Here is a 14,900-nt window from a genome sequence, read left to right as displayed (position 1 = left end):
ACACCGTAGGGAAGTAAAACGAAGGAACGGCGCCCATGGTATCAGCCCCGGACGCCACGGTTGACCCCCGGCGCTACGGGATCATCTGCAAAAGTGTCCAGGGGGCTTCACAGGCGTACTTCTGATCGCGCTTGGCGTCATGGTCACCCAGCGCCAGCTCGCGGTCATTGTCGTAAACCACAAACAGGCGTTCGTGATCCAGCACGGCCAGTCCTTCGGCCTTGTGGGTAAAGACCAGCGGCTCTCCCGTATCGTTCTCTACCAGCGCAGGCGCCCTGCCCTGGCTGAAATCTGCCATATCAATCCGCCAGAGATAGCCACCAATGCTGTCGATGCCACCCTGTTCGTTTTCAAAGCTGGTCAATAGATAAAGCTGCTGGTTGTACGGGTCATATTCCAGACTCGATAGACCACACAGGTGCGCCACGGCGTCGAACTGACCGGGGTCGAACGAATAGTGCTCACGCATCTCGTCAACAAACACCAGCTGACCCTGCTCGTTGATCCGGTAATGGGCACCGACCACACGACAGACATAGTTGAAATCATCAAAATGCTGGCCCTGTTCACGCACCCCGAACAACAGCAGACCGTCTCCCTTATCGGCTGGAATGGCCGCCAGCCCTTCGATCTTGTAGTAGGGCATGCCGATGGCCGCCGTCAGGCGCTGACGCAGCTCGAGTGATCCTTCCACGCCGTCACGCGGGTCCGGGTCCACGACCTGCACCCGGTCAGGGTCTCCCAGCGGCCAGATCAGCAGGTGGTTATAATCGTTGAGAGAGTCGTCGTCAGGCTGGATGCGATCAAAGCCGGTGGTGGCCAGCACATGACGGCCATCCACGGTGAGTGCGAAATCCTCATACTTGATGGCCTGGCGAATCAGCGGCTGAGTGTAGTAGGACAGCGTCTCTTCCTGTGGATGCCCCTGATCGTCGAGATCAACAGCAAAGATCGAGGAGCGCTCAATCCCGGGAATCGGCTTGTCACTGCCCAGAATCAGACGCTCGCCGTCATACACCACGGCAGAGACTTCGGCATGCACCAGCGCCTGGCGCTCATCGGCGAGCCCGGCCGGAAAGCAATGCAGTGTATTGTGATATAACAGACGTGCCTGCATGGTAGGACCCTCTGCAAAAGTGGTTCGATCACCATTGTCTGACGTCGGCATCCAGTGAATACAACCCTTCGCCCCGTCATCTGCCGCCCGAGCCGGGATCTGAAGGTCAGAGTCACCCGGCCATGACGCCCCACCCCGGAGATTCGTGCTTGGAAGTTCTCGCCATTACCGCCCCCATCTTCATGCTGATTGCGCTGGGCTATCTTGCTGTCATGGGCGGCGTGGTCACCCGCGATCACGTGCAGGGCGTGGGGCGTTTTGTGGTCACACTGGCCCTGCCGGCGCTTATCATACGGGCCCTGAGTCAGCATGCGCTGACGGAAGTCTTCAACGCGCACTATCTGCTGTCTTATGGTCTGGGCTCGCTGTCGGTTCTGCTGATGGGGCTGGCACTCACCCGGCGACAGGGGCAGCGCCTGGACCATGGCGCCATCATGGCCATGGGCATGGGGACCTCCAACAGCGGGTTTATCGGCTACCCCATCGCCGTGATGGTGATCGGCCCTACGGCCGGGGTAGCACTGGCGCTGTGCATGCTGATCGAAAACATGCTGATGATCCCCTTGAGTCTGGCGCTGGCCGAGGCCGGCCGCCAGCAGGGTGTCTCGGTTTTTCGAATGCTTTTGACCACGCTACGCCAGCTGATTCGCAACCCCATCATCATTGCGATCGTGACCGGCGCGACGCTGTCGCTGACCGGTCTTGATCTGCCAGAACCGCTCTACAAGGCACTCGACATGCTGGCCAATGCCTCGGCACCGGCAGCGCTGTTCGTCATTGGCGGAACGCTCTACGGGCTCAGGGTGCGGGGCATGTATCGCGACGTGGCACAGATTACGCTGGCCAAGCTGGTGATCCACCCGCTGCTGGTGCTGCTGTTCTTTCAGATCTTCCCGATCGACAACACCGAGCTGATGATTGGTGCCCTGCTGATTGCCAGCGCCCCCATGCTGAGCGTTTATCCCATTTTCGGGACACGCTTTGCCATGGATGGACTCTGCGCCGCCGCACTGCTGGTCGCCACGACCGGCGCCTTTTTCACCATCAGCGCCGCCATCTGGTTCATTCACCAGACCGGTGTCTGATCAGCACTCGGCCAGCGTCTTCAGCAGCGTTTCACGGCGGGACTCGTCCATGAAGGCGGCTTCGATGGCGTTGCGGGCCAGCACGCGGAAAGCGTCTTCATCCCAGCCAAAGGCCTCATGACAGGCCATGAAGTTATTGAGCATGCCGCCACCGAAATAGGCCGGATCATCGGAATTGAGCGTCACGCACAGGCCATGATCGAGCAGACCGGGCAGCGTGTGGTCTTCCAGACGCTCAAAGACCTTCAGATACACGTTGGACAGCGGGCAGACCGTCAGCGGAATCTGCTCGTTGGCAAGCCGGGCCACCAGCGCTTCGTCCTCGAGACAGCGTACGCCGTGATCGATACGACAGACATCCAGGGCATCCAGCGCCCCGCTGATATAGGCAGCCGGCCCTTCTTCACCGGCATGGGCCAGCCTTGCGATGCCAAGCGTGCGAGCACGTTCGAACACGGCCGTGAATTTCTCGGGCGGATTGCCCAGCTCGGCACTGTCCAGCCCGATTGCATCGATCTGGCCGTACCAGGGGGCGGCCTGTTCAAGGACATCCAGGGCCTCTTCGGCGCTGCGGTCACGCAGAAAGCTCATGATCAGTGCCGTCGACATGCCAAAACGGCGCGCGGCTTCCTCACGCGCCTGGCCCAGACCGGCAAACAGGGTCCGCATGGCCACGCCGCGCGCCAGGTGCGGCTGCGGATCAAACGACAGCTCGATATGAACCACACCATCGGCATGAGCGCGCCCGAAATAGGCCATCGCCAGATCAAAGAAATCCTGCTCGGTATGCAGGACGTTCATGCCCTGATAGTAGAGATCGAGAAAGGATTGCAGGTTGGTGAAGTTATAGGCCGCGCGGACCTCTTCAATGGAGCCATAGGGGAGCGCAACATCGTTTCTGGCGGCCAGCTCGAACATGAGCTCGGGTTCCAGCGTGCCCTCGATGTGCAGGTGCAGTTCCGCCTTGGGCAGCGTTTGTAGCCAGTCTTTCATGAGCACTTCCTCACAGTCCTGCAGTCAATCAGCACCGAAGTGCCGGATGATTCATCAAATATACGACCGGGGCCGTTTCACAACAGGCAGGATAAACCAGCCGCCCATCGGTGTCGCGCGTACGCCGGCATCAAGAGCTCAGCACCACGAAAAGGGGGCTGCCTTGCTGGCAGCCCCCGGGGTCGATCCACCAGGTGTGGTGATCGTGATCAGCTGCGGCTGGTCACTTCCAGCAGGTGATAGCCGAACTGGGTCTTGACCGGGCCGTGCACCTTGTTGAGATCGCCAGTGAAAACGACTTCATCAAATTCGCGCACCATCTGACCACGACCAAAGGTGCCCAGATCACCGCCCTGCTTACCGCTGGGGCACTTTGAATGCTCACGGGCTACCTCGGCAAAGTCCTTGCCCTGCTCGATCTCGGTCTTGAGCGCTTCGCACTCGGCTTCGCTGTTCACCAGAATATGTCGCGCGCTTGCCTGGGCCATGAAAGAGCCTCCTGAGGTTAAAACCCTGATTGTACGATGCCCCTGAAGTCAGCCATAGCGTCTCGAGGCTTCAAATACAAAAAATGACCGTCCAACAAAAAGGGCCGCTCATTGAGCGGCCCTTTTGTTAACTCTTCAACTCAAGGACGTTACTTTTTAAGGGCATCCTTGGCATTACCCTTGGCGCTTTCAGCATGGCCTTTCGACTGCTGGGCCTTGCCTTCAGCTTCGGTACCGGGCTTGTTGGTGGCCTTGCCTACGGCTTCCTTGACCTTGCCCTTTGCCTTGTCCATTGCGCCTGCTGCCTTGTCGGACTTGGAATCTGTAGCCATGACAGTTACCTCCATGTAGAAAATATGACACCGGACTCTTTGGACGGTATCCGCGTATCCGTGATACGCATGATTGAGTGTAGTCGGTTGTGCCGTATTGCCAATGTCGTTATATCGACCTGATGATACCAACAGCGCGGGTCAATCCTTGCTACTGTCGGAATTGGCCTTGCGCTCGCCCTTGGCCAGATCCTTCTCACCCTTTTCGATCTGGTCCTTGTCACCCGTAGCCTTGCCGGTCTCCTTCTGAATCTTGCCGCCAAGCTTGTCGATCATTCCTTCTGCCTTGCCACCTTTTGACTCTGACATGCCAACCTCCTGTTCTGCATGATGATGCCAACAGGGCCTTTACTAAGCCTTTACTAACAGACGCTTGTGTCGACACCCTTATCTACAGCATAGACGGCACTGGCCGGTCGTCAGCCGTGATTTTGTGAATGAATGTGACGAATCGGGCACAAACATTCAGGCAGCGTTAATAACGCTCGATCAGGCAAACTGCTGGCGCAGCCAGGCCACGATATCAGCAGATTCGTACATCCAGTGGGTTTCGCCGGTTTCCTGAGTGATACGCAGGCACGGCACCATCGTGCGACCGCCGCCCTCACGCAGCTCATCACGGGCCGAGGAATCCTCACGGGTGTTGCGCAGTTCGATGTTGAGCGACAGCTGCTCGATCTCATGCAGCACGCGTCGGCAAAATGGGCAGCTCTCGTATTCATAGAGGGCCAGCGACTGGCACTGCTGGTCCACTTCCGCCTGCGCTTCGGGCGTGCGAATCACTTCATCGGTATTGCTCTGCATTGAGGTCTCCTTTGCATGGGTTGGGCCTCATCTTCAGGGCGTGGATTCCTCGATATCCACGATCCCCGAGCGGCTCATGTTGATTTTCCATCGCTGAACAGTGGTTTTCTGGGAACCGCGGATGGTGCGCGCCACCAGATTGATCTGGTAACGCCGCTCGACCACTTCGCGATTCACCTCGCCATCGAGCAACTGGTAGACATGATGATGGCTGTCTTCCAGCAGATTCGCGATCACTGAAAGATCAAGCATCATGATTTCACGGGTTTCTTCATAGCCGCTGAGAAACCGGGTCGGCAGCATCTTCGAACGGCTTCGATACTGAAGAATCACCTCTTCACGCTGGGTCACGCCACCACCCCGGGTGGCACGAATGTCGTCATCAAGCCGCTTGAAGCGAACATAATCGAGCCATTCACGCTGCTGCCCGACCATCTCCTTGCTGTGGACATCGAAGTACTGGCGTATCCATTTGGGCCTGCCCCGCCGCAGCCAGCGCCACAGCGTATTGCGCAGATCTTCCTTGAAGACCTCACGCATGGCATACAAAAGCGCCAGTATCAGTACAAAGCGCAGGGTCAGGTCCCCGACCAGATTACGCGCCTCCAGCATCATGACCGAAATCACCAGCATCACCACGCCAGTGGCGAGCGCCTTGACGCCGCGCTCCTCCCAGGCACCCAGCTCACGCGTTCGCTGCTTGAGGGTCACTGGATATTCAATCAAACGGCGCAGCAGGCGCATCTTGTTGGAAATGCGCGACGGGCTCTGGGAAGCACGACTCGAGTTGTACTGATGCTCGCTGCGGTAGCGGTTTTCAAACCGGCAGATCTCGAACAGGTCATGGCGCGCCATCGCCTGCGAATCCTCCCACTCGGGCAGACCGGCAATCAGCTTCAAGAGCCGCTGTTCGGTGATCCAGGAGAGGTAATTATCGATATTGATAAAGTACTTGAGCTGATTGTCATCGACGGGTCGGTTGCGGCGCATGCGCCTGGGCACGCTGCGCGCCAGTTCGATGATCTCTTCAAGGGCCTCCACGCTCACCCTATCGGGATGCCCTTCCAGCGGCGCAATCAGACGTTCAAGCGCCACCACATACTGGTAGGCATAAAGGCTCAGACTCAGCCGATAACGCTCGGGTGACTGCCGGTCCCGGCGCGCCAGTCGGCTATGTGCCAGCGGCAGATGACGCTGATTGCTGTAGTAGGTGCGCTTTAGATGGATGGCGTTGTGATAAAAACTTCCTTCCGAGACAACATTACGATGAAGATCGATCTCTGCAGGTACAAACAGATAAAGATCCAGCCCGTGCTCGGTGGCCTCCCTGAGCACTCGTGAGATCTTGATGTTGAAACCTTCCCTGCGCTCTACACTGACCAAGAACGTAACCCTTAAGGCATGACGTGGCTGAGATACTGACATCTTTAACGCATGGACACGGACACGTCGTGACCTGGTTCGAATCTCAATGATGGCATTATTGTCGCTACACTGGGAGACGCCCCATACAGGGTATTTCATTTTATACGTCAGGCACCTGAATGCATGACGCACCAGCCTGAATCGTTCAACCGGGGTAACCAAATCATGCAGGACACCACCGACAAGCATCGTGGCAGGGATCGGGGACGCAACACCACGTCACCGTTTGCCATGCCGGGGCTGGGCTGGAAGGACACGCTGCTGCGCGTCAAGCGCCAGGTGGAGGCCAATCACGCCACCCTGATCGCCGCCAGTATCGCCTTTTATGCCTTTTTGGGGATTTTTCCGGCCATCGCTGCCTTCATTTCGATCTGGGGCCTGGCCTTTGACCCACAACAGGTTCAGGGTCAGATCGAAATGCTCAGTAGCGTACTGCCCGAAGACGCTGCCAGCATCATTCGCCAGCAGGCCTTGTCGGTGAATAGCAACGCCGGTACCGGCATGAGCATTACGGCGGTCGCGGGCCTGGTGTTCACGGTCTATAGCGCCTCCAAGGGAATGAAAGGATTGATGGCCGGGCTCAACATCATCTATGGGGAAAAGGAAGAGCGCGGGCTGATCAAGCTGACCTTGATGACCTGGATATTGACCGGGGCCATGATGGTGATGACCATTCTGACGCTGGGCACCATTGCCGTACTGCCTCCGTTGATCGCCTGGCTGCCCTTTGGCGACACCCTTTCAACCCTTCTGACCTATATCCGCTGGCCCATCCTGCTGATGCTGGTCATTACCGCCATCACGATTCTTTATCGCTACGGACCCGATCGGGCACCGTCACGCGTCAGCTGGATCAGCATGGGGTCCGTCACGGCTACCCTGCTCTGGGCGCTGGGATCGATCGGCTTTTCCATCTATGTTCGAAATTTCAGCAGCTACAATCAGACCTACGGCACCATTGGTGCGGTCATGGTGCTTTTGCTGTGGTTCTGGCTATCGGCCTTTATCGTGTTGCTGGGGGCCGCGCTCAACTGCGAGCTGGAACGCCAGACCCGCGAGGACACGACAACGGGCAAACCGAAACCGATGGGCGAACGGGGGGCCTGGGCCGCCGATACCGTGGCCAGCGACAATCATGACATTGGTGAAAACGCCTTTACCGATGTCAGCAGTGTCCCGACCGGAGAGGATCGCCACCGCGAAAGTTGAGCCACCCGATACTCAAACGCTGTGATCAATCGACAAACGAGTCGACACACGGCGTCCAACCCACCATGAAACAACAGGGAGCGTTTTCATGAGTGAGCACTACCGTCAGCGTCAGCGCGTGAAATGGAAGTGGGGAGATCACTGGGCAGAAGGCAAGGTGACGCGCAAATATACCGACAAGGTGACCCGGCGCATCAAGGGCAGCGACGTCACCCGCAATGCCAGCGAAGAAGAGCCGGCCTATATGATCAAACAGGATGACGGCGATCGTGTGCTCAAGCTCCACAAGGAGCTGCGCAAGGCCTGAGCCATCATTCAGCGGCCAACGTTTTTATATCATGTGTCAAGGAGGACACCATGAGCGACGATCACGAAACGATTTACCAGGACTTCAAGGAAAGCGTCAACATGGCGCCGAAGGAGCTTGAAGAGTGGCTTGAAAGCGACGAATCAAAATCGGTCGGTGACAGCAGCGACGGCGAATCCACCGGACATCGGTCAGGCCGTCGCATTGTCGAGATCAAAAGAAAGCGCAAGGCTGAACTCGATGACAACGACTACAGCCACATGAAAAAGGTCAATCAGTATGTGGCGCGTCATCTCAAGCAGCCGCCGCAAAAGGAAGATAAAGAGACCTCGCGCTGGCGCTATTCGCTGATGAACTGGGGCCACGATCCGCTCAAGTCATCGTAATCAGCGTGCAACAAACGCTTAATTGAAACTGGCATTTAACGATCAGGCCGGGCATACCCGCCGCTCGAGTGCCATGATTTTCGGGAAACACGACACAAGGACGTTCTCCATGAAGTATCGCTCACTACTCGCAGGCGCCGTCATGATGAGTGCCGCCGCCATGGCTCAGGCCAGCCAGCCGGCCACCGACGGCCTCTATTCTGCAGATAAACTGATGGATGCTGATGTTCATCTTCAAAATGAAGATCAGGCTATCGGAGAGGTGGAAGATCTGCTGTTTGGCGATGACATGACGCTTCAGGCCATCGTGATCGAAACCGATGACGACAATTTTGATCCACAGGATCACGGCTATGTCATTCAGCGCGGTGATTTCACGGTCGAAACCAGCACCGACACCGATCTTGAAGACCTGCAATATAACGTGATCGTCAACCTTGATCGCGACGCGCTCAAGCAGCAGCCCACCTGGAGCAATGACTGGTGGCAGAAGGCGCGTCAGCAGGCTTCACAGACCTGGCAAAAGACCAGCGACGCCGCCAGCAGTGCCTGGAAGGATACTCGCCAGGCCACGTCCAATCTGTTGCAGCGTGCCGGTGAAGCGCTGGAAAACTGATTCCTGCGTCTAGCCCTTGAAACTGCGCACCGGATCGCTGGAAACATCCGGACAATGCCCGTCATGGTGTTCACACCAGGCGGGCATATGATTGTCCCGCTCGGGGACCAGCGTATCGCCGCGCATGAGCACAAACAGCGCCAGCAGTATCACTATCAAAAGAATGGCGATATCAACGAGGGGATAATGTCGATGGTGACGCATGGCGACCTCCCGTCCTGTCGACCGGGAACAGCCACCCGCCGCTGACGATATGAGGCGACCGCTCCGTCTATATAAGACTTCTCCTATATTAAAGAAGCTTTAACGGTTTGCCGCGATGCACGTTTTGTCGCACATGGCGTAGTCCTGCTACGCCATGTGCATTATTGCCGGATCAGTCCAGCGTCTTTTGACCGGGCTTGAGGATCACGGCGCCCAGAGGCGGCAGATGCAGTGACAGCGTAAACGGATGACCATGGCTTTCACGCGCCTCACTGTCACGCCCACCATCATTGCCGGTTCCAGTACCACCATACAAGCGGGCATTACTGTTGAAGCACTCCTGCCAGTAACCCGCTGACGGCACACCGACGCCATAATCCGACAGCGCCTGTGGGGTGAGATTGAGCACCACCAGCACCGGCTCGCCGTCGCGGCTCCATCTTAGCCATGCCAGAACGCTGTTCCGGGCATCATCACCGATGACCCATTCAAACCCTGCCGGGATACAGTCCTGCTCATGCAGGGCCGGCTCGCTGGTATAGAGCCCGTTAAGATCACGGACCAGATCGGCAATGCCCTGATGTTCGCTGTCGGCCAGCAAAAACCAGTCCAGTTCGCGGTCATGACTCCATTCACGAAACTGTGCCAGCTCACACCCCATGAACAGCAGTTTCTTGCCCGGATGGGTCCACATCAGCGACAGGCAGGCGCGCAGGTTGGCAAACTGCTGCCAGCGATCGCCCGGCATCTTGTTGATCAGCGACCCCTTGCCGTGCACCACCTCATCATGAGAGATCGGCAGCATGAAGCGCTCGGAGAAGGCATACACCAGCGAAAAGGTCAGCTCGCCATGATGGTAGCTTCGATACAGCGGATCCTCACTCATGTAGCTGAGGGTGTCGTGCATCCAGCCCATGTTCCACTTGTAGTTGAAGCCGAGACCGCCTTCGGACACGGGACGACTCACGCCGGGCCAGGCCGTGGACTCCTCGGCAATCATGACGGCGCCGGGCGCTTCTTCACCAACCACTTCATTGAGATGGGTCAGAAAATCGATGGCTTCCAGGTTCTCCTGCCCGCCGTGACGATTGGGAATCCACTCCCCTTCCTGGCGTGAATAGTTGCGGTAAAGCATCGAGGCCACCGCATCCACGCGCAATGCATCCACATGGAAATGCTTGAGCCAGTAGAGGGCCGAGGCCAGCATGAAGCCGTGCACCTCATGACGACCGAGGTTGTAGATATAGGTGTTCCAGTCCTGATGAAATCCTTCACGAGGGTCCTGGTATTCATACAGCGCCGTACCGTCAAAGCGGGCCAGCCCATGCGGGTCAGTCGGGAAATGCGCCGGCACCCAGTCCAGAATGACGCCGATACCGGCCTGGTGGCAAGCATCGACAAAGGCGGCAAACTCCTGCGGCTTGCCGAACCGGCCGCTGGGCGCGAACTGCGACAGCGGCTGGTAGCCCCAGGACCCGCCAAAGGGGTGCTCCATGATCGGCAGCAGCTCGATGTGGGTAAAGCCCATTTCCTTGACATAGGGAATCAGCCATTGAGCCAGATCGCCCCAGCTGTAAAGCTCGCCCTCATCACCGCCGTGACGCCGCCAGGACGCCGCGTGCACCTCGTAGACCGAGATGGGCGCATCCGCGCCGTGACGTGAGGCGCGCCCTTCCATCCATGCCTGATCCTGCCAGTCATGAGACAGCGGTGCAGCGACCACCGAACCGGTTTCGGGCGGGGACTGGGTCGCCCGTGCCACCGGGTCTGCCTTGAGTGGCAGAAGCCCTGACTGACCCAGAATCTCGTATTTATAGACGGCACCTTCTCCAAGGCCGGGGATGAAGATCTCCCAGACGCCTGTAGGCTGACGCAGCCGCATCGGATAGCGTCGTCCATCCCACTGGCAAAATTCGCCCACCACCGAGACGCGCCGGGCATTGGGCGCCCAGACGGCAAAGCGTACTCCCTTTACCCCGTCCACCGTCATCATCTGCGCACCGAGACAGGTGCCCAGCTCACGGTGATTGCCCTCACCGATCAGATAAAGATCCAGCTCTCCGAGCAGTGGCCCAAAAGTATAGGGGTCCTCGACGATCTCCTCGCCATGCGGCCAGCGAATGCGCAGGCGGTAAGGGACAAGCCGATCCAGCCGACCGACAAAAAGATCCGGCACCTGACCCGGCTGAAGCCGGGTCATGACACGGTTGCTGTCGCGCTCGAGCAGCTCCACACCAATGGCGCGCGGCAAAAAGGCCCGCACGACCATCTCATGATCCACTTCATGTGGCCCAAGCACGGCAAAGGGATCCCCATGGGTACCCTCGACCAGTGCCTGCGCGGCATCGGGGTGCAGGGATGTGCGATCGAGTGACGCGCTGTGAACGTCCTGTTTACTGCGAGTCGTCATGATGACCCTCCCCTGGTTGGGACATGTCGTTGGACGAGCGGGCGCTCAACTCGTCAAAGAGTGCGACCAGACCTCGCATGGGTACACTCAGCCATGCCGGCCGATTGGCGGCCTCATAGGCAATCTCGTAAGCGGCCTTTTCCAATGTGAACAGCGACAGCGCAGCACTGGCACCATCCTCGAACTGCCACTCATGGGCCACCTGATGCGTGGCCTGGCGGTAGGCCAGCAAAAACGCCTGTGTGACCCGGTGACGATAGTCTTCGATGACATCCTGACTCACCGCTTCCCGATCATGGGCCACATCGGCGCGATAGGCATTGTCCAGCGCCATGGCCGAGGCATAGTCAAAGGAGCGCACCACCCCTGCCACATCGCGCAACGGGCTGCTCTTCATGCGGCGCTCATCGAGTGAGCGGGCAGGCTCTCCTTCAAAGTCGATAATGTAGGCATCGTCATGCGACACCAGTATCTGGCCCAGATGCAGATCACCGTGGGTACGCGTGCACAGGCTGCCACGAGCATGATGAGCGAACGAATCCGCCATCTCGTAGAGTGACTCACGTCGCTGCAGCAGCCAGTCGGCCAGCTTCTGATCCTCTTCGCTGGCACCGCCCTTGTGGCTTTCGAGAATCTCCATGGCCCGGGCCAGCTGAGCACGCACACTCTCGGCCCATGCCTGCGTCCGGGCGTCGTCGGCGATCTCGGGGGCAAAATCGGCTTCCGGCGTTTCCATGGCCAGCAGGGTATGCATCTCGCCCAGCCGCTGTCCCAGAAGGCCTGCAAAGCCGGTCAGGTTCGCCAGCGGATCGTAGGCATCCTCCTGCTCGGACTGAACCATCTCGCTGACATCACGAATGGCGCGCTCGAGCGTGTTGAGTGTCCACTCCCAGGCATCGCCCTGATTGTCGATATACCCCTGCAGCACCATCAGCACGTGAGGCACGCCCTGATCATCAACGCGGGTGACTTCACCCAGCATCGGTGCAATGTGATTGAAACCGCGCTCGGTCAGATAACGACCCATCTCCGCTTCGGGATGGATACCGCTTTCGATCCGGCGAATCAGCTTGAGCACCATGCGGTCATCAATGATCACGGAGCTGTTGGACTGCTCGGCGCTCAGATAACGCAGTTCGGCGTCCTGAGATGACATCTCCATCTCGGCCAGAAGCGAGGTGGATCTAAAATGCAGCTCGCCGGGACGCGGCGCCTCGGCGTCCGTTTCCACCACGCTATGGCTCAGATCCAGCACCGTACCTGCCCGCAGCGCCTGAACGACCGCCAGGGGCAGGCCCGGCATCGCAAAGGCATCGGTCAGAAGCCCGACTTCCCGGCCGCGGCGAATGCGGGCCATGGCCAGCTGCTGTGGCAAAAGCGACGTTTCATCCTCGCCGATCATGCCCAATGGCAGCACATAGCGCTCATGGGACGATGGCTCGTTGCCCTGATGCGACTGAACCTCGATTTCGCCCAGCAATATCGTCGGCGAGCCGGAGGCGTACTCATCGATGACCGGGCCATCCAGGCCGACCGCCCAGGCCAGTGAGACCCGATCGATGGTGCTGTTTTTGGAGGCAAACCAGCGTCTTCGCGGCAGATACTGCGGCAGGCTTTCGTTTTCCAGCGAGCGGCGTGTTCTGCCGGAACCAACCTCCTCCAGCCGCTGTTTGATCACCAGCGTCAAAAGCTCCGGCATCATTTCCTGAGCCGGCGTGTGCCATTGCGGCATGGCCGTCTCCGGCGCCAGCAGGAACCAGTAAAAACCATAGGGTGGCAGCGTCAGCAGATAGCTGAGCTGTCCGATCGGCGGGAAGCTGCTGCCCCCGAGCATCTCCACCGGTACACGCCCTTCCCAGCTTGAAAGGTCCAGCTCCACCGCCTGTGCCGAGCGTGACACGTTGGCCACGCACAGGATGGAATCGACCTCACCGCTATCCTCATGGGTGTATTCGCGAATGTAGGCCAGAATGCGTCGATTCTTGGGATACAAAAGCTTCATGACGCCGCGACCGAACGCCTTTTGCTGGCTGCGCACGGCCAGCATGCGGCGTGTCCAGTTGAGCAGCGAATGGGGGTCGCGGGTCTGCGCCTCGACGTTGATGGTCTGAAAACCGTACAGGGCATCCATGATCGGCGGCAGTACCATGCTGGCCGGGTCGGCGCGAGAAAAGCCGCCGTTGCGGTCCATGGACCACTGCATGGGGGTACGCACACCGTCGCGATCCCCCAGGTGGATATTGTCCCCCATGCCGATCTCATCGCCGTAATACACCGTGGGTGTACCCGGCATCGACAGCAACAGGCTGTTGAGCAGCTCGATACGACGGCGATCGCGCTCAAGCAGCGGTGCCAGACGACGTCGAATGCCCAGATTGATGCGCGCACGACGATCGGAGGCGTAGTGATTCCAGAGATAGTCACGTTCGCGGTCGGTCACCATTTCAAGCGTCAGCTCGTCATGGTTGCGCAGGAAAATGGCCCACTGACAGTTTTCGGGAATTTCCGGTGTCTGGCGCAGAATGTCGGTGATGGGGAAGCGATCTTCCTGTGCCAGTGACATGTACATGCGAGGCATTAGCGGGAAGTGAAAGGCCATGTGGCACTCGTCACCCTCGCCGAAATAGGGACGTGTGTCCTCGGGCCACTGGTTGGCCTCGGCCAGCAGCATGCGGTCGGGAAAATGCTCATCGATCACCGTACGGATGCGCTTGAGCACGTCGTGGGTCTCGGGCAGATTCTCGTTGTTGGTGCCTTCGCGCTCGACCAGATACGGGATGGCATCCAGACGCAGACCATCCACGCCCATTTCCAGCCAGTAATGCATGACCTTCATGACCTCATCGAATACGACGGGGTTATCGAAGTTCAGGTCGGGCTGATGAGAGTAGAACCGGTGCCAGAAGTACTGGCCGGCCACCGGATCCCACGTCCAGTTGGACGTCTCGGTATCCAGAAAGATGATGCGGGTGCCGCTGTAGTGGGTATCGCTGTCCGACCAGACATAAAAGTCGCGCTCGGGCGAGTCCCTGGGCGCATGCCGGGCCCGCTGAAACCACGGATGCTGATCGGAGGTGTGATTGATGACCAGCTCGGTGATGACGCGCAGGCCGCGGGCATGTGCCTCCTCGATAAACTGTTGCGCCTGTTCGAGCGTGCCGTAATCAGGGCTGACCGCACAGTATTCGGAGATGTCATAGCCGTCATCGCGGCGCGGCGACGGATAAAACGGCAGCAGCCAGACGGTGTTGACGCCCAGTCCCGCGATGTAATCAAGACGCTCGATCAGCCCCTGAAAATCGCCGATACCGTCATTATTGGCGTCATAAAAGGATTTGACGTGGACCTGATAGATGACCGCGTCCTTGTACCACAGCGGATCCTTGATAAAGGCGGGTTCTCCCTCTCCTGCCGCCATGGCCTGCTGGGACGATCCGGAGATATCACTGGCATTCATCATGAGACATTGTCCTCCTCGCCTCGACACGCGGTCGCAGACGATCGTGTTGCGTCATGCCTGAAAA

At 58.6% G+C, this 14,900-nt stretch carries 15 protein-coding genes; 5 read left to right on the top strand and 10 right to left on the bottom strand.

The window, feature by feature from the left end; genetic code table 11:
- Positions 1-73: 73 nt before the first annotated feature.
- A complete protein-coding gene (locus tag B9H00_RS13255; RefSeq protein WP_086901041.1) occupies positions 74-1,117 on the bottom strand; it encodes a hypothetical protein in 1,044 nt (347 codons plus the stop codon).
- Between the two features lie 149 nt (positions 1,118-1,266).
- Here B9H00_RS13255 and B9H00_RS13250 point away from each other — a divergent pair, with 149 nt between their 5' ends.
- Positions 1,267-2,202 (top strand): AEC family transporter, encoded by a 936-nt coding sequence (locus tag B9H00_RS13250; protein ID WP_236944283.1) that lies wholly within the window; start codon positions 1,267-1,269, stop codon positions 2,200-2,202.
- Here B9H00_RS13250 and B9H00_RS13245 read toward each other — a convergent pair whose 3' ends face one another.
- The 6 genes from B9H00_RS13245 to B9H00_RS13225 all read right to left on the bottom strand — a co-directional run bounded on the left by B9H00_RS13245 (position 2,203) and on the right by B9H00_RS13225 (position 6,202).
- On the bottom strand, positions 2,203-3,195 hold the full coding sequence (locus tag B9H00_RS13245) for an adenosine deaminase (RefSeq protein ID WP_086901039.1): 993 nt from the start codon (positions 3,193-3,195) through the stop codon (positions 2,203-2,205). It lies immediately after the preceding gene.
- A 209-nt stretch (positions 3,196-3,404) separates the two neighbouring features.
- A complete protein-coding gene (locus B9H00_RS13240; RefSeq protein ID WP_086620517.1) occupies positions 3,405-3,683 on the bottom strand; it encodes a peptidylprolyl isomerase in 279 nt (92 codons plus the stop codon).
- A 149-nt stretch (positions 3,684-3,832) separates the two neighbouring features.
- The gene (locus B9H00_RS13235; RefSeq protein ID WP_086901038.1) at positions 3,833-4,015 is read right to left on the bottom strand and encodes a CsbD family protein; all 183 of its coding nucleotides are present in this window, start codon (positions 4,013-4,015) and stop codon (positions 3,833-3,835) included.
- A 141-nt stretch (positions 4,016-4,156) separates the two neighbouring features.
- Positions 4,157-4,324 carry a CsbD family protein gene (locus B9H00_RS16815; protein WP_120211711.1) on the bottom strand — a complete coding sequence of 56 codons (168 nt, stop codon included), beginning with the start codon at positions 4,322-4,324 and terminating at the stop codon, positions 4,157-4,159.
- Positions 4,325-4,504: 180 nt separating this feature from the next.
- Positions 4,505-4,819 carry a glutathione S-transferase N-terminal domain-containing protein gene (locus B9H00_RS13230; protein WP_086901037.1) on the bottom strand — a complete coding sequence of 105 codons (315 nt, stop codon included), beginning with the start codon at positions 4,817-4,819 and terminating at the stop codon, positions 4,505-4,507.
- Positions 4,820-4,852: 33 nt separating this feature from the next.
- Positions 4,853-6,202 (bottom strand): hypothetical protein, encoded by a 1,350-nt coding sequence (locus tag B9H00_RS13225; protein ID WP_086901036.1) that lies wholly within the window; start codon positions 6,200-6,202, stop codon positions 4,853-4,855.
- A 207-nt stretch (positions 6,203-6,409) separates the two neighbouring features.
- Here B9H00_RS13225 and B9H00_RS13220 point away from each other — a divergent pair, with 207 nt between their 5' ends.
- The 4 genes from B9H00_RS13220 (at position 6,410) to B9H00_RS13205 (ending at position 8,762) form a co-directional block, all read left to right on the top strand.
- Positions 6,410-7,453, top strand: a complete 1,044-nt coding sequence (locus B9H00_RS13220; RefSeq protein ID WP_086901885.1) for a YihY/virulence factor BrkB family protein — start codon at positions 6,410-6,412, stop codon at positions 7,451-7,453.
- A gap of 88 nt (positions 7,454-7,541) precedes the next feature.
- Positions 7,542-7,760, top strand: a complete 219-nt coding sequence (locus B9H00_RS13215; RefSeq protein WP_086901035.1) for a hypervirulence associated TUDOR domain-containing protein — start codon at positions 7,542-7,544, stop codon at positions 7,758-7,760.
- Between the two features lie 50 nt (positions 7,761-7,810).
- Entirely contained in the window at positions 7,811-8,146 is a 336-nt protein-coding gene (locus B9H00_RS13210; protein WP_086901034.1) for a DUF3140 domain-containing protein, read from the top strand.
- A 109-nt stretch (positions 8,147-8,255) separates the two neighbouring features.
- Positions 8,256-8,762 (top strand): hypothetical protein, encoded by a 507-nt coding sequence (locus B9H00_RS13205; protein ID WP_086901033.1) that lies wholly within the window; start codon positions 8,256-8,258, stop codon positions 8,760-8,762.
- 9 nt (positions 8,763-8,771) lie between these two features.
- On the opposite strand, the gene B9H00_RS13200 is transcribed toward B9H00_RS13205, so the two are convergent.
- The 3 genes from B9H00_RS13200 to treS form a co-directional block, all read right to left on the bottom strand.
- The gene (locus tag B9H00_RS13200) at positions 8,772-8,966 is read right to left on the bottom strand and encodes a hypothetical protein (protein ID WP_086901032.1); all 195 of its coding nucleotides are present in this window, start codon (positions 8,964-8,966) and stop codon (positions 8,772-8,774) included.
- Between the two features lie 172 nt (positions 8,967-9,138).
- Positions 9,139-11,376, bottom strand: a complete 2,238-nt coding sequence (gene glgB / locus B9H00_RS13195; protein ID WP_086901031.1) for a 1,4-alpha-glucan branching protein GlgB — start codon at positions 11,374-11,376, stop codon at positions 9,139-9,141.
- On the bottom strand, positions 11,360-14,836 hold the full coding sequence (treS, locus tag B9H00_RS13190; protein ID WP_211329579.1) for a maltose alpha-D-glucosyltransferase: 3,477 nt from the start codon (positions 14,834-14,836) through the stop codon (positions 11,360-11,362). Before treS ends, glgB begins: the two co-directional genes overlap by 17 nt.
- Positions 14,837-14,900 lie beyond the last annotated feature (64 nt).

Origin of the sequence: Kushneria marisflavi (assembly GCF_002157205.1) — a bacterium.
Taxonomy (GTDB): Bacteria; Pseudomonadota; Gammaproteobacteria; order Pseudomonadales; family Halomonadaceae; genus Kushneria; species Kushneria marisflavi.
The sequence above is the reverse complement of the archived record's forward strand: the minus strand, read 5'-3'. Positions and strand labels throughout refer to the sequence as shown.

Excerpts from the sequence above, each read along its gene's own strand:
- B9H00_RS13255 (WP_086901041.1), bottom strand. The coding sequence starts at position 1,117 with ATGCAGGCACGTCTGTTATATCACAATACACTGCATTGCTTTCCGGCC.
- B9H00_RS13245 (WP_086901039.1), bottom strand. The coding sequence starts at position 3,195 with ATGAAAGACTGGCTACAAACGCTGCCCAAGGCGGAACTGCACCTGCAC.
- B9H00_RS13240 (WP_086620517.1), bottom strand. The coding sequence starts at position 3,683 with ATGGCCCAGGCAAGCGCGCGACATATTCTGGTGAACAGCGAAGCCGAG.
- B9H00_RS13235 (WP_086901038.1), bottom strand. The coding sequence starts at position 4,015 with ATGGCTACAGATTCCAAGTCCGACAAGGCAGCAGGCGCAATGGACAAG.
- B9H00_RS16815 (WP_120211711.1), bottom strand. The coding sequence starts at position 4,324 with ATGTCAGAGTCAAAAGGTGGCAAGGCAGAAGGAATGATCGACAAGCTT.
- B9H00_RS13230 (WP_086901037.1), bottom strand. The coding sequence starts at position 4,819 with ATGCAGAGCAATACCGATGAAGTGATTCGCACGCCCGAAGCGCAGGCG.
- B9H00_RS13220 (WP_086901885.1), top strand. The coding sequence starts at position 6,410 with ATGCAGGACACCACCGACAAGCATCGTGGCAGGGATCGGGGACGCAAC.
- B9H00_RS13215 (WP_086901035.1), top strand. The coding sequence starts at position 7,542 with ATGAGTGAGCACTACCGTCAGCGTCAGCGCGTGAAATGGAAGTGGGGA.
- B9H00_RS13210 (WP_086901034.1), top strand. The coding sequence starts at position 7,811 with ATGAGCGACGATCACGAAACGATTTACCAGGACTTCAAGGAAAGCGTC.
- B9H00_RS13205 (WP_086901033.1), top strand. The coding sequence starts at position 8,256 with ATGAAGTATCGCTCACTACTCGCAGGCGCCGTCATGATGAGTGCCGCC.
- B9H00_RS13200 (WP_086901032.1), bottom strand. The coding sequence starts at position 8,966 with ATGCGTCACCATCGACATTATCCCCTCGTTGATATCGCCATTCTTTTG.
- glgB (WP_086901031.1), bottom strand. The coding sequence starts at position 11,376 with ATGACGACTCGCAGTAAACAGGACGTTCACAGCGCGTCACTCGATCGC.
- treS (WP_211329579.1), bottom strand. The coding sequence starts at position 14,836 with ATGATGAATGCCAGTGATATCTCCGGATCGTCCCAGCAGGCCATGGCG.